Source organism: Micromonospora sp. NPDC004336, from assembly GCF_053602615.1.
Map to the genome: position 1 here is coordinate 1 of NZ_JBSGDY010000063.1, position 24,137 is coordinate 24,137.

Sequence of the window (24,137 nt, forward strand, 5' to 3'; positions counted from 1 at the left end):
GGCGTGGATGACGTCGTAGGTGTCGGTTTCGGTGGCGCGGAGGGCGGCGCGGGTGAGGGTGTGGTTGAAGGCCATGGTCCAGGCGAGCAGGGAGGGGGTGGCCAGGGGGAAGGTGACGGGGTCCTCGGTGGCGCGGAGGATGCGGACGCCGTCGGCGTATTCCTCGAGGGGTGCGCCGTCGGCGTGGCGGGTGACGACGGTGACGTGGTGTCCGGCGGCGGCGAGGGCGACGGAGAGGGCGTGCACGTGCCGGCCGAGGCCGCCGACGAGCACCGGCGGATATTCCCAGGAGAGCATCAGCACCCGCTGCCGCCGGGCGGGGTGGATGTCGATCACGTCGGCGTCTGGCGACATGCGGCCCCCTTCGAGTTGTCCCCGAGCGCGCGCACGGGCACCACGGCGGGTGCCCGTCGGTCGTCGCGACCGGATCGGGACCCATCCTGCTGGCGCCGGGCTAACCGGCGGAGACGCCGCCGTTGCCGTCGTGTAAAGCGCTACCGACCGTCGCGGCGGACGCGCAGCGTCTCGGCGACCGACCACGCCTGGAACGGGCAACCGGTCGCGCCGTGCGGCGCGAGGCCGTCGGCCGTCTCGCTCACCGATCCTAGCCCGTACTCGGTCAAATGGGCCTCGATGCCTACGAAAAGGTCGTCAACCGGCATCTTGGCCCGCCGGGCGGCGTCGACGTACGGGCCGAGCAGCCACGGCCAGACCGTGCCCTGGTGGTAGGCGCCGTCCCGCTCGGCCGGCCCGCCCCGGTGCCGCCCGGCGAACTCTGGCGAGTCGGGGGAGAGGCTGCGCGGACCCAGCGGGGTGAGCAGCCCGGCCGCGATCCGGCGCAGCGTGGCCTCGTCGGGTTCCAGCGGGGCGTGCGGCAGGGACCAGGCCAGCAACTGGTTCGGGCGGAGCAGGTCGTCGTCGTGCCGGGCGGCCCCACCCAGCGGGTACGCCGGGGCGGGCGCGTCCACCACGTCGTGCAGCCAGCCCGTCGGGGCCGGGAACCGGGCCCGGAACGCCGCGACGGCCCGCCCGTGCAGCCGCCACAGCTCGCCCGCGTCCCGCCCCGCCAGCTCGGTCAGCTCGGCGAGGCCGGCCAGCCCGTTGACCCACAGCGCGTTGACCTCCACCGGCTTGCCCGTGCGCGGGGTGACCGGCACCCCGTACACCCGGGCGTCCATCCAGGTCAGCGCCGTGCCGGGGGTGCCGCCCTGGCTGAGCAGCCCGTCGGCCGGGTCGACGGCGATGCCGAACCGGGTGCCGGCCACGTGCGCGTCGACCACCCCGCGCAGCGCGGGCAGCAGCTCGTCGCCGAGGTCGGTGTCGCCGGTGACCGTGACGTGCCGGCTGACCGCGTGCAGGAACCACAGCGTCGCGTCGACGGTGTTGTACTCGACCCGGCCGGTGTCGGCGGTGTTGGCGAGCATCCCCTCCGACAGCGTCGCCGCGTACGCCCGCAGCAGCTCCCGGCCCTCGTCGGCCCGGTGGGTGCAGAGGAACAGCCCCTCGTAGGAGATCATCGTGTCCCGCGACCAGGCGCCGAACCACGGGTAGCCGGCCACCACGTCGGGCCCGGTGGCCGTGTCGACGACGAACGCGTCGGCGGCCAGCGCGAGCGTCGCCGTCACCGGGTCGGCCGGCTTCGCCGCCGCCACCACCCGCCGGTTGCGGGCCCGGGCCGCCGCGACCACCTCCGTCGCCGGCGGCGGCTCCTGCGCCAGGTCGCCGGCCCAGGCGAGCACCGACACCGTGTCGCCCGGGCGGGCCAGCTCGCCGGAGAAGCGGCCGGCGTACCAGAGGTCCTCGTCCGGGGCGAGGCCGCGCGCCGCCTCCTCCCGGTGGTGCGCGCCGAGCCACCACTGGCCCTGCGGGGTCCAGTCCGGCCCGGCCAGCCGGAACCCGCTCTCGACCACCGCGCCCCCGGGCGCCGGCTCGACCCGCGGGGCGGGGCCGTCGGCGCGGCGCTCGCCGTGCGCGTCGCGCCAGGTGCAGACCGCCGCCAGGTCGAGCCGCACCGGCCCGCCGGAGACCAGCCGGTGCACCACGGCCACGCACGACCGGCCGTGCGTCATCGCCAGCTCCCGCTCGACCACCACGTCGCCGACCCGCCAGCGCCACCGGGGCAGCCCGTCGGTCAGGTCGAACCGTTCCAGCAGCTCGAAGCCGCGCGGGTCGACGTCGCCGGAGGCCCACTCGTGCGCGCCGAGGCGCACCAGGGCGCCCGAGGGGAACAGCAGGGCCGGGTCCAGGCTGACCAGTCCCACCCGGCGGGACGCCGGCGTCTCGCCGGCCACCACCAGCAGGCCGTGGTAGCGGCGGGTGCGCAGCCCGCTCACCGTGCCGGTGGCGTACCCGCCGAGGCCGTCGGTGACCAGCCACTCCCGGGCCGTCCCCGCGGCGACGTCCCCGCACACCTGCGGCCCGAAACGAAGATCCATCAACTTTCCTCCACCGGCGGCGGCGTGCGACGGACCACGACGACAATGGCCCGTGTGGTGAAGTCCCCCGGCGGCGTCGAAGATGTGCGAGTGATCACCGACGTGCCGCCCACCGACGACCGCGCGCCCGACCCCGAACGGCTCCGGCTGGCTCAGGCCGACGCCGGCGAGCAGGACTGGCGCGCATGGGGTCCCTATCTGTCCGAACGGGCGTGGGGGACGGTACGGGAGGACTACAGCGAGCACGGTACGGCCTGGGACTACTTCCCGCACGACCACGCGCGGTCCCGAGCCTACCGGTGGAGCGAGGACGGCATGGCGGGCGTCTGCGACGACCGGCAGACGTTCTGCTTCGCCCTCGCGCTGTGGAACGGCAGGGACCCGATCCTCAAGGAGCGGATGTTCGGCCTCGGCGGCGACGGCGGCAACCACGGCGAGGACGCCAAGGAATACTGGTGGTACGAGGACTCCACCCCCACCCACTCCTGGATGCGCTGGCGCTACCACTACCCGCAGGCCGCCTTCCCCTACGACGAGCTGGTCGCGGTGAACGCGCTGCGCGGCCGGGACGACACCGAGTACGAGCTGGTCGACACCGGCATCTTCGACGACGACCGGTACTGGGCGGTGACCGTCGACTACGCCAAGGCGAGCCCGACGGACATGTGCGTGGTGATCACGGTCGCCAACCGCGGCGACCGGGCGGCCACCCTGCACGTGCTGCCCACCCTCTGGTTCCGCAACACCTGGGCGTGGGGGCTGCCCGGCGGCGACCGGGTGCCCCGGCTCGTGGGTGAGGGTTCGCGGCTGGTCGGGGAGCACGGGGTGCTCGGGCAGCTGCTGCTGGAGGGCGACGGCGAGCCGACGCCGCTGCTCTGCGACAACGACTCCAACGCCGAGCGGCTCTGGGGGCTGCCCGGCCGGTCCCGCTACCCGAAGGACGGCATCAACGACCACGTGGTCGACGGGGCCGCGACGGTCAACCCGGCGCGGGAGGGCACCAAGGGCGCGCTGCACTACGTGCTGGACGTGCCGGCCGGGGCGCAGCGGCGGATCCGGCTGCGGCTGACCCGCACCGCCCCGCCGCCCGGCGGCGCCCCGCCGCCCCCGGCGGACCTGGGCGACGGCTTCGACGCGGTGGTGTGGGCCCGCCGGGCGGAGGCCAACCGCTTCTTCGCCGGGGTGATCCCGGCCGCGGCCACCCCGGACGAGGCCCTGGTGGCCCGCCAGGCCATCGCCGGGCTGATGTGGGGCAAGCAGTTCTACCACTTCGACGTCAAGCGGTGGCTGGAGGGCGACCCCGGCTCCGCGCCGCCGCCGGGACGCCGGCACGGGCGCAACAGCGCCTGGTGGCACATGAACAGCTTCGACGTGATCTCCATGCCGGACCCGTGGGAGTACCCCTGGTACGCGGCCTGGGACCTGGCCTTCCACTGCGTCAGCATCGCCCGGGTCGACCCCGGCTTCGCCAAGGACCAGCTGCTGCTCCTGCTGCGCGAGTGGTACCTGCACCCCAACGGGCAGATCCCGGCGTACGAGTGGGCGTTCGGCGACGTGAACCCGCCGGTGCACGCCTGGGCGGCGCTGAAGGTGTTCGAGATCGACGGCGGCCGGGACCACGACTTCCTGGCCCGGGTGATGCACAAGCTGCTGCTCAACTTCACCTGGTGGGTCAACCGCAAGGACACCGTCGGCAACAACGTCTTCGAGGGCGGCTTCCTCGGGCTGGACAACGTCGGCCCGTTCGACCGCTCGGCGGCGCTGCCGGTGGCCGGGGTGCTGGAGCAGTCCGACGGCACGGCCTGGATGGCGATGTACGCGCTCAACCTGCTCGACATCGCCGTCGTGCTGGCCGAGCACGACCGCACCTGGGTCGACACCGCCACCAAGTTCTTCGAGCACTTCGCCTACATCGCCGCCGCCGCGTACGAGCAGGGGCTGTGGGACGCCGAGGACGCCTTCTTCTACGACGTGCTGCGGCTGGCCGACGGCACGAGGGTGCCGCTGCGGGTCCGTTCGGTCGTCGGGCTGCTGCCGCTGGCGGCGACGACCCGGCTCACCGCCCGTACCCTGCACCGGCTGCCCGAGCTGAACGCGCGGCTGCGCTGGTTCCTCACCAACCGCCCCGAGTACGCCGACGTCATCGGCGCCCGGCGGCTCGGGCCGGACGGCCGCCAGCACCGGCTGCTGTCGATGGTCGGCCCGGAGCAGATCGTACGGCTGCTGGCCCGGATGCTCGACACCGACGAGTTCCTCTCCGAGTACGGCCTGCGGACGCTGTCGCGGGCGCACCTGGACAAGCCGTTCTCGGTGACCCTCGGCGGGCAGGAGTTCAGCGTCGGCTACGAGCCGGCCGAGTCGACCAGCGGCCTGTTCGGGGGCAACTCCAACTGGCGCGGCCCGATCTGGATGCCGACGAACTTCCTGCTGATCAGCGCGCTGCGCGACTACGCCGCCTTCTTCGGCGACGACCTCCAGGTGGAGTATCCGACCCGGTCGGGGGTGAAGCGGACGCTCGACGAGATCGCCGACGACCTCTCCGCGCGGCTGGTCTCGCTGTTCACCCGCGACGGCTGGGGCCGGCGGCCGATCTACGGCGCCGCCCAGCTCTTCCAGACCCATCCGGACTGGCGGGACCTGATCTGCTTCCCCGAGTACTTCCACGGCGACAACGGCGCGGGCCTGGGCGCCTGGCACCAGACCGGCTGGACGGCGCTGGTGGCCGACCTGATCCTGACCCTGCGGCGCTGACCCGCCCGTGTCGGCGCGGCGCGCCGGGCCGATCGGACCCTGCGGCGCCGACCTGCCCGTGTCGCTGCGGAGGTTTGCGCCGATCGGACGGACCGGGTGGACGGTTGGGTCGCGCGCCGGCTGGCTCGTCCACCCGCCGGTGGTCGGCCCCGGCCGGACCAGCCCGTCGTCGCGACGGAGCTGTCCCCGCGCCGAGGTGCCGTCCCGGCTCCCGCCCGCCGTACCCGGCCGGCGAGAGTCGTCAATCGGTCGCGGAGTCGTCACAGGCGGTGACGCTCGCTAGCATCGGCGGCGTGTCGCCAGCAGACGGAGGCGTGTCGCCGGTAGCCGGACCAGCCGCCGCGGCGGCCGAGCGCGGGCGGGTGGCGCTGGCCGCCCGGCAGTTGGCCGAGGCGGAGGGGTGGGCGGCGGTGACCCATCGCCGGCTGGCCGAGCGGATCGGGATCGACATCGAGGTCGTCTACCGCTGGTTTCCGGATCCCGCCGCGCTGATGTCCGCCGTGGCGGTGCTCGGCTTCGCCGACCTGGCCGCCGCGCTCGCCGCCGCCCGGGAGGCCGCCGCCGGGGGCGAGCACGGCGAGTGGCCGGCCGTGGTGACGGCCTACCTGGACTTCGCGTACGCCAGTCCCGAGGTCTACGACGCGATGCTCGCCCACACCTCGGACCTCACCCTGGGCCGCGACCCGGGTCCCGGGGCGCCCCGGGCGGCCTTCGCCGAACTGCGCGCGGCCCTGGCGCCGCTGGCCGCCGGCCGTGATCCCGACACGCTCGCCGAGGTCGGTTGGGCGCTGCTGCACGGCACGGTCATGCTGACTCGGGGCGGGCGGCTGCGCCCCGACAAGCAGGAACAGCGCGAGGAGATGATCGTGGCCCGGCTGCTCACCAACCCCTGACCCCGCACCCCCGACCCCGCACCCCGGCCCCTGATCGCGCACCGCCCGCAACGCGCGCCGCCCCTGATCGCGCGCCGCCCGCAACGCGCGCGCCGCCCGCAACGCGCGCGCCGCCCGCAACGCGCGCGCCGCCTGCAACGCGCGTGCCGTTCGCAACGCGCGTGCCGTTGGCAACTCGCTTGTCGCTCGAAATCTTGGACAGTTACGGTTCGCACCGCACGGGAACTGTCCAAGATCACATGGGTGCGCCCTCGGCAGGTTGGTTCGGGGTCGCATCGGGGAGTGGGGGAGTCATGGGGGAGGCGCCGGGCCGGCGCGACGGGCAGGTGCTCGTCTTCGACGCCGACGACACGCTCTGGGAGAACAACGTCCTGTTCGAGCGGGTGATCGACGACTTCCTGGAGTGGCTGGACCACCCGACCCTCGACCGGGCCGAGACCCGGGCCATCCTCGACGACGTCGAGCGGGCCAACGCGGTCGCCCACGGGTACGGCAGCAAGGTGTTCCTGCGCAGCCTGGCGGAGTGCCTGGAGCGGCTGCGTCAGCGGCCCGCCACGGAGGCGGAGCGGCGCGAGATCGAGGGCCTGGCGGTGGCGCTGGTCGAGCACCGGGTCGAGCTGATGCCCGGGGTGGCTGAGGCGCTCGACGAGCTGGCCGGGCGGCACGAGCTGCTGCTGCTGACCAAGGGCGACCGCGAGGAGCAGCAGCGCAAGCTCGACGCCTGCGGGCTGCTGCACCACTTCCGGGCCGCGCACATCGTGCCGGAGAAGGACGTCGACACCTACCGGTGGCTCACCCGGGAGCACGACCTCGACCCGGCCGGCGCGTGGATGATCGGCAACTCCCCGAAGTCCGACATCCTGCCCGCGCGCGCCGCCGGCATGAACGCCGTGTTCATCCCCAACGACCACACCTGGGTGCTTGAGCACGACGAGTTGGACCCGGCCGACCGGGGCGTGCTGCGGCTGTCCGCCTTCCCCGAACTGCTGCTGCACTTCTGAGCCGGACGCCGGCCGCCACCGCGGGCCCCTGGGCTGCGGTCCGACGGCGCCCTGGGGCCGTAGGCTGTCCCTGGCCGCCGCTGGCTGCTGCCGTCGGTCGCCGCTGCCGCGGGGCCGCCGCCGCTGCCGTCGGCCGCCGCTGCCGTCGGCCGCCGCTGCCGTCGGCCGCCGCTGCCGCCGGCCGCCGGGCAGGTCGCCGCCGGGGCCGCCTGCCGGTCGCCGCCGGGGCCGCCTGCCGGGTGTCGGCGGGGCCGCCTGCCGGGTGTCGGCGGCGGCGCGGGCAGCGGCGACGCGGTGGTCGCCTCGACGGGAAACAGCGTTGCTCGGCATGGCCGTGTTACGTCGACATGCCGCTTTTTCACCTTGACATCAATCACCCTCGGCAGGCCCCGGTCCGTCCTTGTCCGGCCCCCGGCGGCACGCCTAGCCTGATCCGGCGCTCACGGCTCCTCGGGGTGAGTCGGGGGCGCGCCGAAGTCCGGTAGTTGGGCACCGTGGAGCTGAGTGCAGGCAGCAGGCTCGCCGTGTTGAGCCCGGCGCGGGCGGCGTGCCACGCCCCGCGCGCTCATCCGGCGAAGTCCGCTACCACGCCGGACGGCTGGGGGTCAGGATCGGGGAGTTGCGGACCCGGTCCTGACCCGCCCGGCAGGGGCCCGAGGCCACCCCCGGCTCGACGCGAAGGAGCCCGGGACATCGTGACGCCAGGGGAGCCCCGCAAGTCGCCCATCGCCAGCACACGACGCGGCACGCTCGCGGCCACCGCCACTGCCGCCGAGGTGTGGGGGAGGCTTGCGGGCGCGCGAGCGGTCGCCGCCCCGGCCGCCGCGACCACGAACCTCGACCGCCGCTGAGATGAGCGGTTGGGTCGACGTCTACCAGCGCGACGACGGCCGCCTCTACGTGTCCAGCCACTCCCGTGTGGTGGGCGGCCCGAGGGTGGTGAACGGCTGGTGCGAGGCGGTCGCCGGCGGGGTGGCCGACGGCCGGCTCGGCGCGTTGGTGCGCGACGGTCTGCGGGCCGGCGAGGAACCGTTGCGGGACGTCACGGCGGCGGACGTGCGGGAGTTCCTGCGACCGCTGCTGGCGTTGGCGCGGGTCCGTACCGTCGCGGCCTTCGCGCGGGGTGCCCGGGCGGTGGGCGTCGAGCGCGACGACTCCGGCGGCTACCTGGTCGTCGCCACCGAGAACCGGGGCGCCGGCCTCGGGTTCGTGTTCACGGACACCACGATCGTCGTGCCGGCGGAGGCCGTCGTCGACGAACTCGGCAGTGCCGTCCGGCGAGGGCTCGCCTCCTCCCGAGACCTCGCCGGACGACTGCACGGCCGTTGCGGCCCCGCCGGGTGACGACACGGCCGTTGACGCGCGGCTCGGCTCGACCACCTCCGTCGTGCGGTCCGAGCCGCCGGGCTCAGGCCGCCGGGCCGGGCCGCCGGCGAGTCCCGGCGTGGCCAGGAGTCCGGACGACGCGCATGGCGATCTGCTGTGCGGGCGGACGGAAGGAGGGTCAGGCGGCCACGGGTACCTCGCGTTCGGCGTCCCGCGCCGACGCTCGGGTTCGGGGCAGGACCAGATAGGTGAGGGCCAGTCCGACCAGGCTCAGCACCGCGCCCGCCAGGCCGGTCCAGCGGAGGGCGCCGGCGGCGACGATCGCGCCGCCGATGACCGAGCCCGCGGCGGCGCCGAGGTTGAATGCGCCCACGTTGACGGAGACGGCCAAGGTGGGAGCGGCGCCCGCGTGCCGCAGGATCAGCCCCTGCAACGGGGCGATGGTCGCGGTCGCGAGCAGGCCGAGCACCAGCACCGCGACCACGGCGGTGGGCTGCCACACCAGGGCGAACGGGATGAGCAGGAGGGTCCCCGCCAGCCCGCCGAAGACCCCCCGCACGGTGGCGCTCATGGACCTGTCGGTCAGCTTTCCGGCGGTGAGGTTGCCGAGGAAGCTGCCCGCGCCGTAGGCGAGCAGCAGACCGGAGACCGTCGCGGCGGAGAAGCCGGCGACGCGGGTCAGCAGCGGGGCGATGTAGGTGAATACCGTGGCGACCCCGGAGAAGCCCACCGCCGTGGTGGCGATGGCGAGCATGACCGGTCGACGCGTCACCACGCGTACCTCGTCACGCAGCCGCGTCGACGGCGCGGCCTCCCTGGGCAGCACGGCGGCCAGGAGCACGGCGCCCGCCAGGGCGAGGGCGGCCAGCAGGCCGAACGGAGCCCGCCAACCGGCGCTCTGCCCGAGCAGCGCCCCCAGCGGTACCCCGAGGAGCGTGGCCACGGTGAATCCGGAGGCCACGGTGGCGATGGCCGAGCCCGTCTTCTCGGCCGGCACCACCCGGGTCGCCGTCACCAGCGCCAGGGCGAGGAAGGCGGCGTGGCTGAGCGAGGACACCACCCGACCGGCCAGGAGCACGCCGAACGACGGCGCCACGGCGCTGATCGCGCTGCCCGCCGCGAACAGCAGCATCAGACCGACGGCGAGCCCTCTTCGCGGCAGACGCGCGGTCAGCAGGGCCACGATCGGCCCTCCGACCACCACTCCGAGCGCGTACGCGGTCACCGCCTGTCCGGCGGTGCCCACCGAGACGTGCAGATCGGCTCCCACCTGGGGCAGCAGGCCGGCGATCAGGTACTCCGAGGTACCCACGACGAAGACGCTCGCGCACAACGCCACGAGCGTCGCGAAACCCTTGGTTACGTTCACGCGCAAACGCTAAAGTCTCACATCGGTATGAGAGTCAAGTCGAGCGGGCGTGTCCGCGAGGCCGAGGGAGGTTTGGGTGCGAATCGGTGAGCTGTCCCGGCGGACCGGCGTGGCCGTGCACCTGCTGCGCTACTACGAGGAGCAGGGTCTGCTCCACCCGCAGCGGCGCCCGAGCGGTTACCGGGAGTACGTCGAGGAGGACGTGGCCGTCGTCCGCCGCATCCGCGGCCTGCTGGCCGCCGGCCTGAGCACCTCGACGATCACCACGGTCCTGCCGTGCCTGCGGGACACCGGCGACCGTCTGGTCCCCACCTGCCCGGACCTGCTCGCCGACCTCCACCAGGAGCGCGGCCGCATCGCCCAGGCCATCGCCGACCTGCAGTCGTCCATGGCCGCGCTCAACGCGGTCATCGCGGCGGCCCCGGCCGACGTCACCCGCCGCGCGCTGGCCGCAGGGAACGCATGAGCGAAGCGGTTCTCGCCGACGGTCGTCGGTGACCTCTCCCGTCCTCGCGTGCGGGCCGTCGCGCCTGCCTCAGGAGACCTCGCCGCGCACGATCGCCACCGCCACGCGGCAGAACTCGTCCATGTCCGGCTCGAAGCCGGCCGCGATGTCGGGGTGCAGGCCGCCGCGCGTCTCGTCGAGCAGCCGCTGGCACACCTGCTCGACCGGCTCGCCGGCGTAGCTGGCGCTGACCCGTTCCGTCGCGGCCTGCAGCGCCGAGGTCAGCTGGTCCTCCAGCGGGCCGCGCAGCTTCTGCTGCACGGGATCGAGCCCGCGAGGGTCCAGCGTGACATGTGGCTCCGACATCGGCGCTCCCTTCGTCGGCGTCCGCGATACCCCACCGCGGTCGTCGGTCAAACCACGTCCGGTACGGCGGCGACCCGCACCCGGTACGAGAACTCCTCCGCCGGTTCCTCGACGTACGACAGCCGGCGGATCTGCCGGTCGTCGTCGTAGAGGGCGACGTCCACGAGGACGCCGAGGTGCGCCAGACCGATGCTGGTCACCCGCTTCTTGTCCTGGAGCACCGCGCACACCCCGCCCAGCAGGGTGCTGGCGTCGGAGGTGCGGTGCCCCGGCGGGCAGCGCAGCACGAGGTCCACCTCGACGGGCCCCGACAGCGGGGTCCAGCCGGTGCGCTGGGCCGCCTCGCAGGCCGCCTGAAGCAGGGCGCGGACCCTCGTCGCCTGCCGGTGCCCGGCGGCGAAGACGGACAGCGCCTCGGTCTTGACCGGTGGCAGGCCGCTCACCTCGAACGTCAGGGCGAGAGCGCGGGTGTCCTGCACGACGGCACCTCCTCGTTGGGGACGATCCTGCCCAACCGGTCCGCCGATGCAGGCGGGTTCCCGCGAGAACCAACCGATCGGACGGGGCGGGGGTCGGCCGGAGGCGTGTCGACGTCGGCGGCGAACGGTTGAGGTCTGGTCGCGCGCGCGTTCGCTCCCTGCCCCTCGATCACACGCCTTCTTCCGTACGGACGGTGAAGGCGCCCGCGGCAGCCGCCAGGACCGCCGCCTCCGCGGCCCGTTCCGGGAGTTGCGGGTCCGGATCGGCACGCAGGAGCACCAGCTGGTGGTAGAGGGGCGCTGTCGCGGCGATCAGCAGGCCCCGGGCGTCCGTGTGCAGGGCGGGGAGTTCACCGCGCCCGATGGCGCGCTCGACGAGGACCTCGCACTGGGCGTACCGGCCCGCCCACAGCTGCGTCTGAGCCCGCGCAGCCTGTTCGGAGTGGAACGAGGCGGCCATCAGGGCGACGGCGAATGACGGCCGCACGATCAGGGACTCCTGGATCTCCCGGTTGAGGGCCGTCAGATCGCCGCGCAGGGAGCCGGTGTCCGGCGGCTGCCAGGCCATCTCCCCGGCTGCGGCGATGACGTCGACGAGCAGGCCGCCGACGTCGCGCCAACGCCGGTAGACCGTGGCGCGATGCACTCCCGCCCGCGATGCGACGCCTTCCACCGTGAGTCCCTCGTGACCGCGTTCGGCGAGTTCGGCGCGCACCGCATCGAGAACCTGCGCGCGGATGCGGGCGGTGCGACCGCCCGGACGGCGGTCCGACGTCGTGTCCAGTGGGTCTGTCATAGCCAGTCAGTATCCGGTTGATCAAAAGGTCTGGGCTGTGCCAGCATCTTAACGCGACAGTTGTCGCAATCGTCTCGCCGGAGAGGAACAACCTCCACGATGCCGCCCGTTCCCGCCGACCCCACCGTGCTTCACCCCATGCCAGAGCACCCGCGCGTGGTCCTGCTCAAACCGTTGGTGACGTCGCCGCTGATCGAGGTCGGTGACTTCACCTACTACGACGATCCGGACCGTCCGACCGCGTTCGAGACGCGAAACGTGCTCTACCACTACGGTCCGGAGCGGCTCGTCATCGGCAGGTACTGCGCGCTCGGGACCGGAACCCGGTTCATCATGAACGGCGCCAACCACCGCATGGACGGCCCGTCCACCTTCCCGTTCCCCACCATGGGTGGCTCCTGGGCGGAGCACTTCGACCTGATCACCGACCTGCCCGGCCGGGGCGACACCGTCGTCGGCAACGACGTGTGGTTCGGCCACGGCGCCACGGTCATGCCCGGCGTACGCATCGGTCACGGTGCGATCATCGCCGCCGGCGCCGTCGTCACCGGCGACGTGCCCGACTACGGCATCGTCGGCGGCAACCCCGCCCGGCTCATCCGCACCCGTTACGACGCCGCGGACGTCGCCCGGCTTCTCGCCGTGGCCTGGTGGGACTGGCCGGTGCAACACGTCACCAGGCACGTACGGACGATCATGTCGGGGACCGTGGCCGACCTGGAGGAGGCCGCCGCGCAGTCCGACCAGCCCTGACACCAGGTCCCCGCCACACCGCCCGCACCCGTCCCGCGCCAGAAACGAGTGATCGCCCATGTCCCGTCGCCGCGCCCACATCGCGATGGTCGGCGTCCCCATCGTCAGCCACGTCCTGCCCAGCCTCGCGCTCATCCGTGAGCTGGTGGCCCGGGGGCACCGGGTCACCTACGCCAACGACCCGTTCGTGGCCGACCGGATCGAGTCCGCCGGCGCGGAGCTGGTGCCCTGCACCTCCACGCTGCCCGTCGCCGACAACGACTGGCCCGCCGACCCGATCGCCGCGGCGAGCCTCTTCCTCGACGACGCCGTCCAGGCGCTCCCGCAGCTGCGCGCCGTCTACGACGACGATCCGGCTGACCTGTACCTCTACGACATCGGGGCCTATGCCGCGCGGGCCCTCGCCGAGGCGCAGGGCCGCCCTCTCGTGCAACTGTCCCCGACGTTCGTCGGCTGGGACGGCTACCAGGAGGAAGTCGCGGAGCAGCTGCGGAAGCTGCCGGGCGCCGACGCGTACCGGAACAGGTTCGCTCGGTGGCTCGCCGAGTGCGGGGCGACCACTCTGGACGTGGACGCGTTCTCCGGCCCGCCCGCCCGGGCGCTTGCCCTCATTCCGCGAGCGATGCAACCACACGCCGATCGGGTCGACACCGACACGGTTACCTTCGTCGGCCCCTGCCTCGACACCCGAGCGGACACCGGCCGGTGGGCCCGCCCGCCGGCCGCGGACCACGTGCTGCTGATCTCGCTCGGCTCGGCGTACACGCGGCAGCCGGCGTTCTACCGCCAGTGCATCGCCGCGTTCGGTGACCTGCCCGGCTGGCACGTCGTGCTCCAGATCGGCAGGTACACCGACGTCGAGGAACTCGGCGCCGTCCCGCCCAACGTCGAGGTGCACTCCTGGGTCCCACAGCGGGCGATCCTCGAACAGGCCGACGCCTTCGTCACCCACGCCGGTATGGGCGGCTGCGGCGAGGGGCTCCTCGCCGGCGTTCCCATGATCGCCGTGCCGCAGGGAGCGGAGCAGTTCATGAACGCCGACCGCCTCGTGGAACTCGGCGTCGCCCGCCGCGTGGACACCGCCGACGCCACCGCCGAGACCCTGCGCACGGCGCTGGACGACCTGGTCACGGACCCGGACCGCGCCGACCGGTCCAGGCGGTTGCAGGCCGCCGCCCGAGCCGAGGGCGGCACCCCCCGCGCTGCCGACCTCATCGAGGGCATCCTGGCCGCCGCAGGGAGCCCCCCCGCGCTGAACACCGCCGCCGACCCGGGCTCGGAGGGCCCGCCGCTCACCGGGTGGGACGCGGCGCGAAGGCGCAGAACTCGTTGCCCTCCGGGTCGGCCAGGACCCACCAGCTGACGGCGTCGTCCGGCTCGCGCAGCAGCGTCGCGCCGGCCCGGACCAGCGCGGTCGGCTCCGGGTCGGTCAGGTCGACGTCCCAGTGCATCCGGTTCTTGACGGTCTTGCGTTCCGGCACCGGGGCGAAGACCCACCAGTCCCACGGGAAGCCCGCGGCGCCCACCACGGAGGCCACGCCCGCGTCGTCGCCCTCGGCCTTGCCGCCGGTCACGCCGGCCCACCAGGCGGCCTGGGCGGCGGGGTCGGCCGCGTCGACGACCAGTTCGAACGGGCCGGGCCGGGTGCCCTCGCGGGGCGGGAACGCGCAGAACTGGTTGCCGTCCGGGTCGGCCAGCACCCACCAGCCGATCTCCGCGTCCGGCTCGCGCACCAGCCGGGCGCCGGCCGCCACCAGCGCCGCCGGGTCGGCCTCGGCCAGCCGCAGGTCCAGGTGTACGCGGGTCTTGCCCGTACGTGGCTCGGGCACCCGGTTGACCCAGATCGACTCGGCGCCGGGGCGGCCCGCCGGGGGGTCGACGCGGGTGTCCCCGTCGCCGAGGTCCACCAGCTCCCCGTCGAGCAGCCGCGCCCAGAAGGCTCCCGTCTCGCGGGAGTCGGCGGCGTCCAGACACAGGTCCTTGAAGGTCGCGATCACGCCCCCATCATCCCGCCCGCCCGCCCCCGCCCGACCCCCTCCCGCCACGCCCGCCCACCGACCACCCGCCTCTCCGCGCCGCCAGCCCGTTGATCATGACGTTAACTGCGGCGAAGCGGACGATTCGCGCCGGCAACGTCATGATCAACCGGGCAAGAGGGGAGGGGGAGGGGAGGGGAGGGGGAGAGTCGGTCAGTGGCGGGCGCGCTTGATCTCGTGGAAGGCGGGCATGCGGATCAGGGGCAGCAGCGAGTCCCAGACGGTCAGGGCGTCGTCGGTGCCGGGCACCTCGGTCAGGATCGGGCCGTGGACGCCCCGGTCGGCGCCGGGCACCATCAGCACCGGCGAGCCGACGTCCGGGCCGGCGGAGGCGTACGCCAGCGCGTGCGACTCGCGTACCGCCTCGTCCCAGCGGTCGTCGTCGAGGGCCGGCGCGGCCTCCGCCAGGCCCGCCGCCTCGACGGCCGCGTCCACGATCCCGGGCGACAGCGGGTTGCCGGCGTCGTGGCTGCGGGCCCCCACCTCGGCGTAGAACCGGGCGGCGTCGTCGTGGCGGCCGTCGGCGCGCAGCGCCTCCACCAGCCGCAGCGCCCGGCCGGAGGCGGTCATCGCCTCGGCGAACTGCGACGCGACGTTGCCCTCGTTGAGGATGGCCAGGCTGAACGCCCGCCACTCGACGCGCAGGGTGCGGGCGTCGGCGACGGCGACCAGCCAGCGGGAGGTGCGCCAGGTCCACGGGCAGGCGGGGTCGAAGAAGAAGGTGGCGTCCATCGGCCGAGCCTACGGGCGGCGGGGACGCCCCGCACGACGGTGAACCAGGTCACACCGGGCCCTGTCGGGGCCGTCTCACCAGCGTCAGGTTTCGCCGCTTCGCAGGTCGGGCAGTGTTGGGGCCACGAAACCCCGGGGTCGCGGATTTTTGCTGGTCAGCGCCCTGAGAGTTCCGCCGTGCGCCGGGGCACGGAGCCCCACCCCGGCTGTTGGCCGACACGAGGGGAGGGGTGATGAGCGACCCTGACAAGGCCCGACGCCGGGGGCGGCCGCGCGTGCGCGCGATGGCCGCCGCCGCGGCGTTGACGCTGGTGGCGCCGACGGCTGCCGCCTGCGGTTCCGACGGGGACGGCGGAACACCCACGATCAACCTGTACTACCCGCCGGAGCAGAACCTGCAGAAGGTCGTCGACGACTGCAACGAGCAGGCCCAGGGGCGTTACAAGATCGCCTACCGGGTGCTGCCGCGGCAGGCCGACGACCAGCGGGTGCAGATGGTGCGCCGGCTGGCCGCGCAGGACAGCGGCATGGACGTGCTCGGCCTCGACGTCACCTGGACCCAGGAGTTCGCCAGCGCCGACTGGATCCTGGAGTGGACCGGGCAGGACAAGGCCGAGGTGGAGCAGGGCACCCTCGCCGGTCCCCTCGAGACGGCCCGCTACGAGGACAAGCTCTACGGCGCGCCGAAGAACACCAACGTGCAGCTGCTCTGGTACCGCAAGGACCTCGTGCCGGAGCCGCCGAAGACCTGGGACCAGATGATCTCCACGGCGCAGGAGCTGAAGCAGCAGGGCAAGCCCCACCAGGTGCTCACCATGGGCGCGCAGTACGAGGGCCTCGTCGTGCTCTACAACACCCTCGCCGAGAGCGCGGGCGGCAAGATCCTCAGCGACGACGGCGAGCAGGCCGTGATGGACGCGGGCACCGTCCGGGCGCTGGAGCAGCTCCAGCGGTTCGCCACGTCGGGCGTGACGTCGCCGTCGTTCAGCAACGCCACGGAGGACCCGGTGCGGCTGGAGTTCCAGTCCGGCAACGGCGCCTTCCAGGTCAACTGGCCGTTCGTCTATCCGGCGATGCAGGAGGCCAACCCGGAGCTGGCGAAGCAGGTCGGCTGGGCGCGCATCCCGGGCGTCGAGGAGAACACCCCGAGCAAGGTCACCATCGGCGGGGTCAACATGGCCGTCAGCGCCTACTCGAGGCACCCCGAGGAGTCCTTCGAGGCGGCCCGGTGCATCCGCAACGAGAAGAACCAGAAGTTCTCCGCGATCAACGACGGCGTGCCGCCGACCATCGAGAAGGTCTACGCCGACCCGGAGATGGCCGAGGCGTACCCGATGCGCGACACCATCCTCGAAGAGCTCAAGGACCCGGCGGTCCGGCCGCTGACCCCGGCGTACCAGAGCATCTCCACCGTCATGTCGGCGATCCTGTCGCCGCCGTCGGCCATCGACCCGCAGCGCACCGCCGACGAACTGCGCGACGCCATCGCCGACGCGCTCGAATCGAAGGGGGTCCTGCCGTGACCGAGCGCACCTGGCGACCCGACGCCGTCCGCCGGGAGGTGGCGGCATGAGCGTCAACGCCACGCCGGCGGGCGCCGACGTGACCGCCGAGGAGACGACCCGATCGGGCCGCGACGCGGCGGTGCCGGCCCAGCGGGGCGGCCGCGGCCGCAAGGCCCCGCTGAGCGAGAACAAGAAGGCCGAGCGGCGGCTGGGCTGGCTGCTGTGCGCGCCCGCCGCGCTGGTGATGGTGCTGGTGACCGCGTACCCGATCATCTACTCGGTCTGGCTGTCGCTGCAGCGCTTCGACCTGCGGTTCCCCGACGAGCGGGAGTTCATCGGGCTGGAGAACTACGTCACCGTGCTGACCAACGAGTTCTGGTGGACGGCGTTCGGCGTGACCGCGCTGATCACCGTGGTCACCGTCGCGGTCGAGCTGGTGCTCGGCATGGGGCTCGCGCTGATCATGCACCGTACGCTGGTCGGCCGGGGTCTCGTGCGCACCTCCGCGCTGATCCCGTACGGCATCGTCACGGTGGTCGCCGCGTTCTCCTGGCGGTACGCGTGGACGCCGGGCACGGGCTACCTGGCGAACCTGTTCAGCGACGGCGCGCCGCTGACCGAGCGGGCCAGCTCGCTGGCGATCATCATGCTGGCCGAGATCTGGAAGACCACGCCGTTCATGGCGCTGCTGCTGATGGCCGGCCTGGCGCTGGTGCCGGAGGACCTGCTCAAGGCCGCCTCCACCGACGGCGCCACCGCCTGGCAGCGGTTCACGAAGGTGATGCTGCCGGTGATGAAGCCGGCGATCCTGGTCGCGCTGCTGTTCCGCACCCTGGACGCGTTCCGGGTGTTCGACAACATCTTCGTGCTCACCGCGGGCGGCAACGAGACCTCGTCGGTGTCGATGCTCGCCTACAACAACCTGATCCGGGGCCTGAACCTCGGCATCGGGTCGACGATGTCGGTGCTGATCTTCCTCACCGTGGCGATCATCGCCTTCGTCTTCGTGAAGCTGTTCGGTACCGCTGCCCCCGGCAGCGACGACGGGGAGAGGCGCTGAGATGGCCGAGACCACCACCCGGGCCAAGCTGCGCTGGGGCCTGCTGGACGCCATCGTGGTCGTCTTCGCGCTGGTGCCGGTGCTGTGGATCATGTCGTTGTCGTTCAAGACCCCGGCGACCCTCACCGACGGGAAGTTCGTCCCGCGCGAGTGGACGCTGGACAACTACCGGAGCATCTTCTCCACCGACCAGTTCGTCCGGGCCCTGGTCAACTCGATCGGCATCGCCCTGATCGCCACGCTGATCGCCGTGGTGCTCGGCGCGATGGCCGCGTACGCGATCTCCCGGCTGGACTTCCCCGGCAAGCGGCTGCTGGTCGGCGTCTCGCTGCTGATCGCGATGTTCCCGCAGGTGTCGCTGGTGTCGCCGCTGTTCGAGATCGAGCGGCAGCTCGGCCTCTTCGACACCTGGCCGGGCCTGATCCTGCCGTACATCACCTTCGCGCTGCCGCTGGCGATCTACACGCTGTCGGCGTTCTTCAAGCAGATCCCGTGGGACCTGGAGAAGGCGGCGAAGATGGACGGCGCGACGCAGGGCCAGGCGTTCCGGCGGGTCATCGCCCCGCTGGCCGCGCCGGGGCTGTTCACCACGGCGATCCTGGTCTTCATCTTCTGCTGGAACGACTTCCTCTTCGCCATCACGCTGACCTCCACCGAGCGGGCCCGCACGGTGCCGGTGGCGCTGTCGTTCTTCACCGGCGAGTCGCAGTTCGAGGATCCCACCGGGGCGATCTGCGCCGCCGCCGTGGTGATCACCATTCCGATCATCCTGTTCGTCCTCTTCTTCCAGCGCCGCATCGTCTCCGGCCTGACCTCCGGCGCAGTCAAGGGATAGGTGGTAGTCATGGCTGACATCGTGCTCGACAAGGTGAGCAAGAGCTTCCCGGACGGGACCACGGCGGTGCGGGACGTCGACCTGGAGATCGCCGACGGCGAGTTCGTGATCCTGGTCGGCCCGTCCGGCTGCGGGAAGTCCACCACCCTGAACATGATCGCGGGCCTGGAGGACATCAGCTCCGGCGAGCTGCGCATCGGCGGCGAGCGGGTCAACGACAAGGCCCCCCGGGACCGGGACATCGCGATGGTGTTCCAGTCCTACGCGCTCTACCCCAACATGACGGTGCGGGAGAACATGGCGTTCCCGCTGCGGCTGGCGAAGCTGGACAAGGAGACGATCAACCGGAAGGTGGAGGAGGCGGCGAAGGTCCTGGAGCTGTCGGCGCTGCTGGACCGCAAGCCGGCGAACCTCTCCGGCGGTCAGCGCCAGCGGGTGGCGATGGGCCGGGCGATCGTCCGGCAGCCGAAGGCGTTCCTGATGGACGAGCCGCTGTCCAACCTGGACGCGAAGCTGCGGGTGCAGATGCGCACCGTGGTGTCGCGCCTGCAGAAGAAGCTCGGCACCACCACCGTCTACGTCACCCACGACCAGACCGAGGCGATGACCCTCGGCGACCGCGTGGTGATCATGCGGGGCGGCGCGGTGCAGCAGGTCGGCCCGCCACAGGAGCTGTACGACCACCCCCGCAACCTCTTCGTCGCCGGGTTCATCGGCTCGCCGTCGATGAACTTCCTGCACGCGGCGGTCGAGGACGGCAGGCTGCGTACGGCGCTGGGCGACGTGCCGATCGGCGAGCGGATCCGGCGCGAGCTGGAGGGCGCCGACGCGCCGCGCGAGCTGATCCTCGGCATCCGCCCGGAGCACTTCGAGGACGCCGCGCTGATCGACGACGAGACCCGCCGGCGGGGCATCGAGTTCGAGGCGCCGGTGGACATCGTCGAGTCGATGGGCTCCGACAAGTACGTCTACTTCAGCGTCGAGGGGGAGCGGGCCAGCGCGGCCGAGCTGGAGGAGCTGGCGGCCGACGCGGGCGCCGACTTCAGCGGCGGCGGCGCCAGCCTGGTGACCCGGCTGTCGGCCGAGTCCCCGGTGGAGGAGGGGCAGCCGCGGCGGGTCTGGTTCAACCTGGAGAAGATCCACCTGTTCGACCCGTCCAACGGGCGCAACCTGACCCTGCACGAGGGCCGGGCGGCGGGCGCGCTCGCCGACTGACGCGACGGCGCGCGGGGCGGGTGGGTCGCACCGACCCGCCCGCCCCGCGCCGTGTCGGCGGTCAGCGACGTCGCCGGGCCGGCTCCGGGATGTCCGCCTCGACCCGCTCCCGCCGGACCTGGTCGTCGACGGGCTGCTGCTCGACGACCTCGTCCTTGGCGAGGTGGACCCGCTCGACGGGCACCGTGTCCTTGCCGACCACGGGCCGCTCGGCGCGCAGGGTCATCTCCTGCTCGGCCTCGCCGATGTCGGCGCGGACCCCACGGGCGTCGCCGGCGGCGATGGGCTCCCGCTCGACGTACACCTCGTCGTGCTCGACCGGCACGGTGGTGTGCACGTCCTCGGTGACGACGTACTTGCGCAGCCGTGCCGTGCCGGCGGGCTGGCTCTCCGTGCCGACCCGGAGCCGCTCCTCGGACCGGACGAGGTCCTCGCCCGCACCCGGTGCCCGACCCCGCGAGGCGCTCGGCGCCGGCTGGGGCCGCAGGTGGTAGTGGGCGTAGAGCTGCTCGATCTGCGCCGTGTCGAGCGGCTGGTCGGTGCCGGCGTCCACGGCGGGGGCGTTCTTCACCGTGGACTTGTCGTAGTCGACCGCGAGCCCGCTGTCGGTGATCCGGGCCTTGTCCAGCGGAGCCATCGACTCCTTCTGGCCCATCAGCCCGGTCTTGACGCTGACCCAGGTCGGCTCACCGGAGGCGTCGGTCCAGATCTGACCCACGCTACCGATCTTCGACCCCGAGCGGTCCTTGACGTCCTGCCCGTACAGCGAGTTGGCCTGCTGTGCGTTGAGCTTCATCGGTCGTCTACCTCCCTCTCGTGTCACCGCCCGGATACCCGGCCGCCGGGAGCGGATTCGCCGGCGGGCCGTCGGATAGGAGCAGTGCCGGCAGGGGGTGCGGGCACGGGCGACGGTGGGGCCGGCGTGGCGCCAGGCACCTCGCGGGATCGGCGTGGCGGACGGGGCCGCCGGGACCGGGCGGCGCCGTCCCGCCGGCCCGCCCGGCGGCGCATCCGGGTCAGTCGGGCCAGTCGACCCGCAGCGGCCGGCCCAGGAACTCGGCGTAGCGGCTCAGCGCCTCCTCCACCCGCTTCCTGGTCGGCCCGTCGAGCGGCACCAGGGGGAGCACCCGGACCGTCACCCCGGCCTTGTCCAGGGACCGTTTCCAGGTGCCCACCACCCGGCCGCCGAGGACGACGGTGGCCTGGAAGACGCCGTTGCCGCCGGGCACGATCGCGTCCCGGTGCGCGGCGTCGAGCATCAGCGAGCGGTCCTTGAAGCCGAGCAGGTATTCGTCGAAGCCGGGCAGCACCAGCAGGTCGTCGACCGCCGGCCGGGGCGCGTCCAGCAGGGCCGCGTCGACCAGCGCCTGCTCCCCGTCGACCCGCACGGCGGCCAGGGCGTCGCCGGTGGCCGCGAAACCCCGGCGGGCGTCGGTCAGCGTCAGCCCCGTCCAGCCGGCGAACTCCCGGGCGGTGACCGGGCCGTGGGAGCGCACGTAGCGGTGGGCGAGGAGCGCCAGGGCCTCGTCCCGCTCCGGTCGGTGCGGCGCGGGCGCCCACTCGTCGAGCAGGGCGAAGGTCTGCTCGGTGCCCACGCTCGGGGCGAGGCAGGTGACACCGCGCACGCTGGCGTACCAGAGGAGGTGGTAGCCGCGCTGGCCGGAGGTGCCGATCCCGGCCGCCTCCAGCGCGGCCAGGCATCGCGCCCGGGTCAGCCGGCCGCCACCGGCCAGCGCGGCGCCGAGCACGTCGACCGCCCGTTCGGCGTCGGCCTCGGTCAGCCCGAGCTGGGCGCGGCGGGTGGCGGCGGAGGCCAGCGAGCGGACGCCGGTCAGCTCCAGCATCCAGCGGGCGTCGCGGGGCGGCACCAGGTGCACGGTGCCCCGCATCGGCCACGTGCGCAGCGCCTCCCGCCGCTCCAGCGCGGCGTGCACCTCGGCGTGGTCGAGCGCGGGCAGCCGGGCCCCGAGCGACCACATGCCGCTGGCCAGGTCCTGCGCCTGCATGGCGCCGAACCACTCCACCACGTCGGCCACCGCGCCCGGTCGGGCGTGTGGGTGCGGGCGCAGCAGCAGGCTGGTCATCCGCAGCGCGAGCGCCTCGCGCCCGTCGAGGTCCACCGTCATCGGGCTCCCTTCACGAAAGGTCGCCGTCAGCCTAGGACCGCCCACCGACGTCGCCGACCGCGCATACGCGCGGCCACAGCGGGAAAGCGCCCGCCCAGGTACGCGCAACGGTGCGCGTGGAGGGAGCGACATGACTGCGTCCAGGGAGCCGTCCCGGCGCGGTGCCACACCTGTGCGGTCCGGCGGGGCCGGCACGCCGGCGAAGACCAGTGCCGCCGCCGCCTTCGCGCTGGTCTTCGGAGTGGCGGCGCTGATCAGCGTGCTGACCGTGATCCTGTCCTGGATCGGCCTGCTGCTCGGCATCATCGGCGTGATCCTGGGCATCGTGGGGCTCAGGATGGCCGGCCGGCCCGGGGTGACCGGCCGGGGCGTGGCGATCGGCGGCCTGGTGCTCAGCGCCCTGGCGGTGCTGATCGGGCTGGCCTTCGCCGCCGGGGTCACCACCTTCCTCAACAACGAGGGCGCGGTGGACCGGATCCAGCGGGAGGTCGACGACCTGCGGGACCGGCTGGACAAGTGACGACCGGCCGGCGGCTCCCCTGATCGCGCTTCGCCAGCGGCGCTGCCGGCGGAAGCGCGATCCCCCGTTCAGGTTCGCCGGTGCGCCGACGGCTGCCGTGTCCGCGGGCACCGGTGTGACCAGGATCCCCGGTCGGCGGCCCGGCGGGCACCGTAGCCATCGAAACTTGCGGACATCTTGAGCTACGGCGGGGCGGCGAAGGCTCAGAGTCGGCGGTGCATGACGAGCAGGTCGACGTAGCCCTCGGTCGGGTGCCGGAACGCCTCCGGCACCCGGCCGACCACCTCGAAGCCCAGCGACCGCCACAGCGTCACCGCCCGGGTGTTCGTCGCCACCACCGCGTTGAACTGCATGGCCCGGTAGCCGTCGGCGCGGGCCAGTTCCAGCACGTGCTCGCCCAGGGCCCGGCCCACCCCGCGCCCACCGGCGGCGGGGTCGACCAGGAAGCTGGCGTTGGCGACGTGGTCACCCGGCCCGAGCTGGTTGGCCACGAGCTTCGCCGAGCCCAGCACCGCGCCGTCGGGGTCGACGGCGACCACGACGCGCCCGGGCGGCGGCACCAGCCACATCGTCCGGGCGCGTTCCTCGTCGACGTCGCGGGGCCAGGTGTAGGTCTGCCCGGCGGCCACGATCCGGTGGAGGAAGGGCCAGATCCGCGGCCAGTCGTCGGCGGTGGCGGCTCTGATCAGCATGGTCCCAGGATCTCCGACCGGCGGCGGGCGGTCGCCGCCGGGTGCCGGTCGTTTGCCGGTGCGGCTGCCGGGTAGTCGCCGGAGCCGGTTCGACACGAGGGGGAAACATCCGATGGCTGCCCAGACCAAGGTCGCGGTGATCTACTACAGCGCGACCGGCATCACGTACCAGATGGCGCAGGCGGCGTGCGAGGCCGCCGGCGAGGCCGGCGCCGAGGTGCGCCTGCGCAAGGTGCGCGAGCTGGCGCCGGACGAGGCGATCCGGTCCAACTCGGGCTGGCACGCGCACCAGCTGGAGACCCAGGACGTCCCCGAAGTGCAGCTGGACGACCTGTCCTGGGCCGACGTGGTGATCTTCGGGACGCCGACCCGGTACGGCGTGATGGCCGCCCAGCTCAAGCAGTTCATCGACACCACCGGGCCGCTGTGGTCGCAGGGCGCCCTGGCCAACAAGGTCTATTCCGCGTTCTGCACGACGGCCACCTCGCACGGCGGCCAGGAGGCGACCCTGCTGTCGCTGTTCACCGTCTTCTACCACTGGGGCGGGGTCGTGGTCACCCCCGGCTACACCGACGCCAGCCAGTTCGTCGCCGGCAACCCCTACGGCGCCTCGCACACCAGCAACAACGGCGAGATCGCGCCGGACGCCATCGCCCTGGGCGCGACCGCGTTGACCGTGCGGCGGGCGGTGCAGATCGGCGCGGCGCTGAAGGCCGGGATGGGTGGCTGAGCCGTGGCGACCGGCGGCCCGGGCGGGGGCTCTCGACCCGTCCGGACCGCCGGTCGCCCCCCAGCCCTACCC

24 protein-coding genes are annotated in these 24,137 nt (G+C 73.4%); 13 read left to right on the forward strand and 11 right to left on the reverse strand.

What is annotated here, in order from left to right; genetic code table 11:
* Together ACWENR_RS15625 and ACWENR_RS15630 are read right to left on the reverse strand one after the other, a co-directional pair.
* Positions 1-354 (reverse strand): glycosyltransferase (locus tag ACWENR_RS15625; protein ID WP_452277681.1); only part of this gene is annotated, 354 nt, incomplete at its 3' end.
* A 140-nt stretch (positions 355-494) separates the two neighbouring features.
* Complete coding sequence (locus ACWENR_RS15630; RefSeq protein WP_452277682.1) at positions 495-2,438, reverse strand: amylo-alpha-1,6-glucosidase; 1,944 nt, start codon at positions 2,436-2,438, stop codon at positions 495-497.
* Positions 2,439-2,480: 42 nt separating this feature from the next.
* Between ACWENR_RS15630 and ACWENR_RS15635 the strand changes: the two genes are divergently transcribed.
* The 4 genes from ACWENR_RS15635 to ACWENR_RS15650 all read left to right on the forward strand — a co-directional run bounded on the left by ACWENR_RS15635 (position 2,481) and on the right by ACWENR_RS15650 (position 8,424).
* Entirely contained in the window at positions 2,481-5,186 is a 2,706-nt protein-coding gene (locus ACWENR_RS15635; RefSeq protein WP_452277683.1) for an MGH1-like glycoside hydrolase domain-containing protein, read from the forward strand.
* 293 nt (positions 5,187-5,479) lie between these two features.
* On the forward strand, positions 5,480-6,079 hold the full coding sequence (locus ACWENR_RS15640; RefSeq protein ID WP_452277684.1) for a TetR/AcrR family transcriptional regulator: 600 nt from the start codon (positions 5,480-5,482) through the stop codon (positions 6,077-6,079).
* Positions 6,080-6,372: 293 nt separating this feature from the next.
* On the forward strand, positions 6,373-7,080 hold the full coding sequence (locus ACWENR_RS15645; protein WP_452277685.1) for an HAD family hydrolase: 708 nt from the start codon (positions 6,373-6,375) through the stop codon (positions 7,078-7,080).
* Positions 7,081-7,932: 852 nt separating this feature from the next.
* Complete coding sequence (locus ACWENR_RS15650) at positions 7,933-8,424, forward strand: hypothetical protein (RefSeq protein WP_452277686.1); 492 nt, start codon at positions 7,933-7,935, stop codon at positions 8,422-8,424.
* 160 nt (positions 8,425-8,584) lie between these two features.
* Here ACWENR_RS15650 and ACWENR_RS15655 read toward each other — a convergent pair whose 3' ends face one another.
* Positions 8,585-9,775, reverse strand: a complete 1,191-nt coding sequence (locus tag ACWENR_RS15655) for an MFS transporter (protein WP_452277687.1) — start codon at positions 9,773-9,775, stop codon at positions 8,585-8,587.
* 76 nt (positions 9,776-9,851) lie between these two features.
* Here ACWENR_RS15655 and ACWENR_RS15660 point away from each other — a divergent pair, with 76 nt between their 5' ends.
* Positions 9,852-10,241, forward strand: a complete 390-nt coding sequence (locus ACWENR_RS15660; protein ID WP_452277688.1) for a MerR family transcriptional regulator — start codon at positions 9,852-9,854, stop codon at positions 10,239-10,241.
* Between the two features lie 69 nt (positions 10,242-10,310).
* Here ACWENR_RS15660 and ACWENR_RS15665 read toward each other — a convergent pair whose 3' ends face one another.
* The 3 genes from ACWENR_RS15665 to ACWENR_RS15675 form a co-directional block, all read right to left on the reverse strand.
* Positions 10,311-10,586 carry a hypothetical protein gene (locus ACWENR_RS15665; protein WP_393104012.1) on the reverse strand — a complete coding sequence of 92 codons (276 nt, stop codon included), beginning with the start codon at positions 10,584-10,586 and terminating at the stop codon, positions 10,311-10,313.
* A gap of 47 nt (positions 10,587-10,633) precedes the next feature.
* Positions 10,634-11,065 (reverse strand): hypothetical protein, encoded by a 432-nt coding sequence (locus tag ACWENR_RS15670; RefSeq protein ID WP_452277689.1) that lies wholly within the window; start codon positions 11,063-11,065, stop codon positions 10,634-10,636.
* 169 nt (positions 11,066-11,234) lie between these two features.
* On the reverse strand, positions 11,235-11,861 hold the full coding sequence (locus tag ACWENR_RS15675) for a TetR/AcrR family transcriptional regulator (protein WP_452277690.1): 627 nt from the start codon (positions 11,859-11,861) through the stop codon (positions 11,235-11,237).
* Positions 11,862-11,960: 99 nt separating this feature from the next.
* Here ACWENR_RS15675 and ACWENR_RS15680 point away from each other — a divergent pair, with 99 nt between their 5' ends.
* Positions 11,961-12,614 (forward strand): CatB-related O-acetyltransferase, encoded by a 654-nt coding sequence (locus ACWENR_RS15680; protein ID WP_452277691.1) that lies wholly within the window; start codon positions 11,961-11,963, stop codon positions 12,612-12,614.
* A 58-nt stretch (positions 12,615-12,672) separates the two neighbouring features.
* On the forward strand, positions 12,673-13,977 hold the full coding sequence (locus tag ACWENR_RS15685) for a macrolide family glycosyltransferase (RefSeq protein WP_452277692.1): 1,305 nt from the start codon (positions 12,673-12,675) through the stop codon (positions 13,975-13,977).
* Here ACWENR_RS15685 and ACWENR_RS15690 read toward each other — a convergent pair.
* Together ACWENR_RS15690 and ACWENR_RS15695 are read right to left on the reverse strand one after the other, a co-directional pair.
* Entirely contained in the window at positions 13,907-14,611 is a 705-nt protein-coding gene (locus ACWENR_RS15690) for a VOC family protein (RefSeq protein ID WP_452277693.1), read from the reverse strand. The genes ACWENR_RS15685 and ACWENR_RS15690 overlap by 71 nt on opposite strands.
* 192 nt (positions 14,612-14,803) lie before the next feature.
* Positions 14,804-15,382: a DsbA family protein gene (locus tag ACWENR_RS15695; RefSeq protein ID WP_452277694.1), complete on the reverse strand. Its 579-nt coding sequence runs from the start codon at positions 15,380-15,382 to the stop codon at positions 14,804-14,806.
* A 233-nt stretch (positions 15,383-15,615) separates the two neighbouring features.
* On the opposite strand from ACWENR_RS15695, the gene ACWENR_RS15700 reads away from it, so the two are divergent.
* The 4 genes from ACWENR_RS15700 to ACWENR_RS15715 are packed head-to-tail and all read left to right on the forward strand — an operon-like array spanning position 15,616 to position 19,997.
* Positions 15,616-16,905: an ABC transporter substrate-binding protein gene (locus tag ACWENR_RS15700; protein ID WP_452277695.1), complete on the forward strand. Its 1,290-nt coding sequence runs from the start codon at positions 15,616-15,618 to the stop codon at positions 16,903-16,905.
* A gap of 46 nt (positions 16,906-16,951) precedes the next feature.
* Positions 16,952-17,947, forward strand: a complete 996-nt coding sequence (locus ACWENR_RS15705; protein WP_452277696.1) for a carbohydrate ABC transporter permease — start codon at positions 16,952-16,954, stop codon at positions 17,945-17,947.
* A gap of 1 nt (position 17,948) precedes the next feature.
* Entirely contained in the window at positions 17,949-18,782 is an 834-nt protein-coding gene (locus tag ACWENR_RS15710) for a carbohydrate ABC transporter permease (RefSeq protein ID WP_452277697.1), read from the forward strand.
* 9 nt (positions 18,783-18,791) lie between these two features.
* Positions 18,792-19,997, forward strand: coding sequence for an ABC transporter ATP-binding protein (locus ACWENR_RS15715; RefSeq protein ID WP_452277698.1), 1,206 nt, complete (start codon positions 18,792-18,794; stop codon positions 19,995-19,997).
* Between the two features lie 61 nt (positions 19,998-20,058).
* On the opposite strand, the gene ACWENR_RS15720 is transcribed toward ACWENR_RS15715, so the two are convergent.
* Positions 20,059-20,793 (reverse strand): YsnF/AvaK domain-containing protein, encoded by a 735-nt coding sequence (locus tag ACWENR_RS15720; RefSeq protein WP_452277699.1) that lies wholly within the window; start codon positions 20,791-20,793, stop codon positions 20,059-20,061.
* Positions 20,794-21,013: 220 nt separating this feature from the next.
* Positions 21,014-22,123: a winged helix DNA-binding domain-containing protein gene (locus tag ACWENR_RS15725; protein WP_452277700.1), complete on the reverse strand. Its 1,110-nt coding sequence runs from the start codon at positions 22,121-22,123 to the stop codon at positions 21,014-21,016.
* A gap of 130 nt (positions 22,124-22,253) precedes the next feature.
* On the opposite strand from ACWENR_RS15725, the gene ACWENR_RS15730 reads away from it, so the two are divergent.
* On the forward strand, positions 22,254-22,643 hold the full coding sequence (locus ACWENR_RS15730) for a DUF4190 domain-containing protein (RefSeq protein WP_452277701.1): 390 nt from the start codon (positions 22,254-22,256) through the stop codon (positions 22,641-22,643).
* A 203-nt stretch (positions 22,644-22,846) separates the two neighbouring features.
* Here the strand turns inward: ACWENR_RS15730 and ACWENR_RS15735 are convergent, their stop codons facing one another.
* Positions 22,847-23,335: an N-acetyltransferase family protein gene (locus ACWENR_RS15735; RefSeq protein WP_452277702.1), complete on the reverse strand. Its 489-nt coding sequence runs from the start codon at positions 23,333-23,335 to the stop codon at positions 22,847-22,849.
* A gap of 112 nt (positions 23,336-23,447) precedes the next feature.
* Here ACWENR_RS15735 and wrbA point away from each other — a divergent pair, with 112 nt between their 5' ends.
* On the forward strand, positions 23,448-24,065 hold the full coding sequence (gene wrbA / locus ACWENR_RS15740) for an NAD(P)H:quinone oxidoreductase (protein WP_452277703.1): 618 nt from the start codon (positions 23,448-23,450) through the stop codon (positions 24,063-24,065).
* Positions 24,066-24,137 lie beyond the last annotated feature (72 nt).

Coding starts and splice junctions, on each gene's coding strand:
- ACWENR_RS15635 (WP_452277683.1), top strand. CDS start 2,481: ATGGCCCGTGTGGTGAAGTCCCCCGGCGGCGTCGAAGATGTGCGAGTG.
- ACWENR_RS15645 (WP_452277685.1), top strand. CDS start 6,373: ATGGGGGAGGCGCCGGGCCGGCGCGACGGGCAGGTGCTCGTCTTCGAC.
- ACWENR_RS15650 (WP_452277686.1), top strand. CDS start 7,933: ATGAGCGGTTGGGTCGACGTCTACCAGCGCGACGACGGCCGCCTCTAC.
- ACWENR_RS15665 (WP_393104012.1), bottom strand. CDS start 10,586: ATGTCGGAGCCACATGTCACGCTGGACCCTCGCGGGCTCGATCCCGTG.
- ACWENR_RS15675 (WP_452277690.1), bottom strand. CDS start 11,861: ATGACAGACCCACTGGACACGACGTCGGACCGCCGTCCGGGCGGTCGC.
- ACWENR_RS15680 (WP_452277691.1), top strand. CDS start 11,961: ATGCCGCCCGTTCCCGCCGACCCCACCGTGCTTCACCCCATGCCAGAG.
- ACWENR_RS15685 (WP_452277692.1), top strand. CDS start 12,673: ATGTCCCGTCGCCGCGCCCACATCGCGATGGTCGGCGTCCCCATCGTC.
- ACWENR_RS15695 (WP_452277694.1), bottom strand. CDS start 15,382: ATGGACGCCACCTTCTTCTTCGACCCCGCCTGCCCGTGGACCTGGCGC.
- ACWENR_RS15700 (WP_452277695.1), top strand. CDS start 15,616: ATGAGCGACCCTGACAAGGCCCGACGCCGGGGGCGGCCGCGCGTGCGC.
- ACWENR_RS15705 (WP_452277696.1), top strand. CDS start 16,952: ATGAGCGTCAACGCCACGCCGGCGGGCGCCGACGTGACCGCCGAGGAG.
- ACWENR_RS15710 (WP_452277697.1), top strand. CDS start 17,949: ATGGCCGAGACCACCACCCGGGCCAAGCTGCGCTGGGGCCTGCTGGAC.
- ACWENR_RS15715 (WP_452277698.1), top strand. CDS start 18,792: ATGGCTGACATCGTGCTCGACAAGGTGAGCAAGAGCTTCCCGGACGGG.
- ACWENR_RS15720 (WP_452277699.1), bottom strand. CDS start 20,793: ATGAAGCTCAACGCACAGCAGGCCAACTCGCTGTACGGGCAGGACGTC.
- ACWENR_RS15725 (WP_452277700.1), bottom strand. CDS start 22,123: ATGACGGTGGACCTCGACGGGCGCGAGGCGCTCGCGCTGCGGATGACC.
- ACWENR_RS15730 (WP_452277701.1), top strand. CDS start 22,254: ATGACTGCGTCCAGGGAGCCGTCCCGGCGCGGTGCCACACCTGTGCGG.
- ACWENR_RS15735 (WP_452277702.1), bottom strand. CDS start 23,335: ATGCTGATCAGAGCCGCCACCGCCGACGACTGGCCGCGGATCTGGCCC.
- wrbA (WP_452277703.1), top strand. CDS start 23,448: ATGGCTGCCCAGACCAAGGTCGCGGTGATCTACTACAGCGCGACCGGC.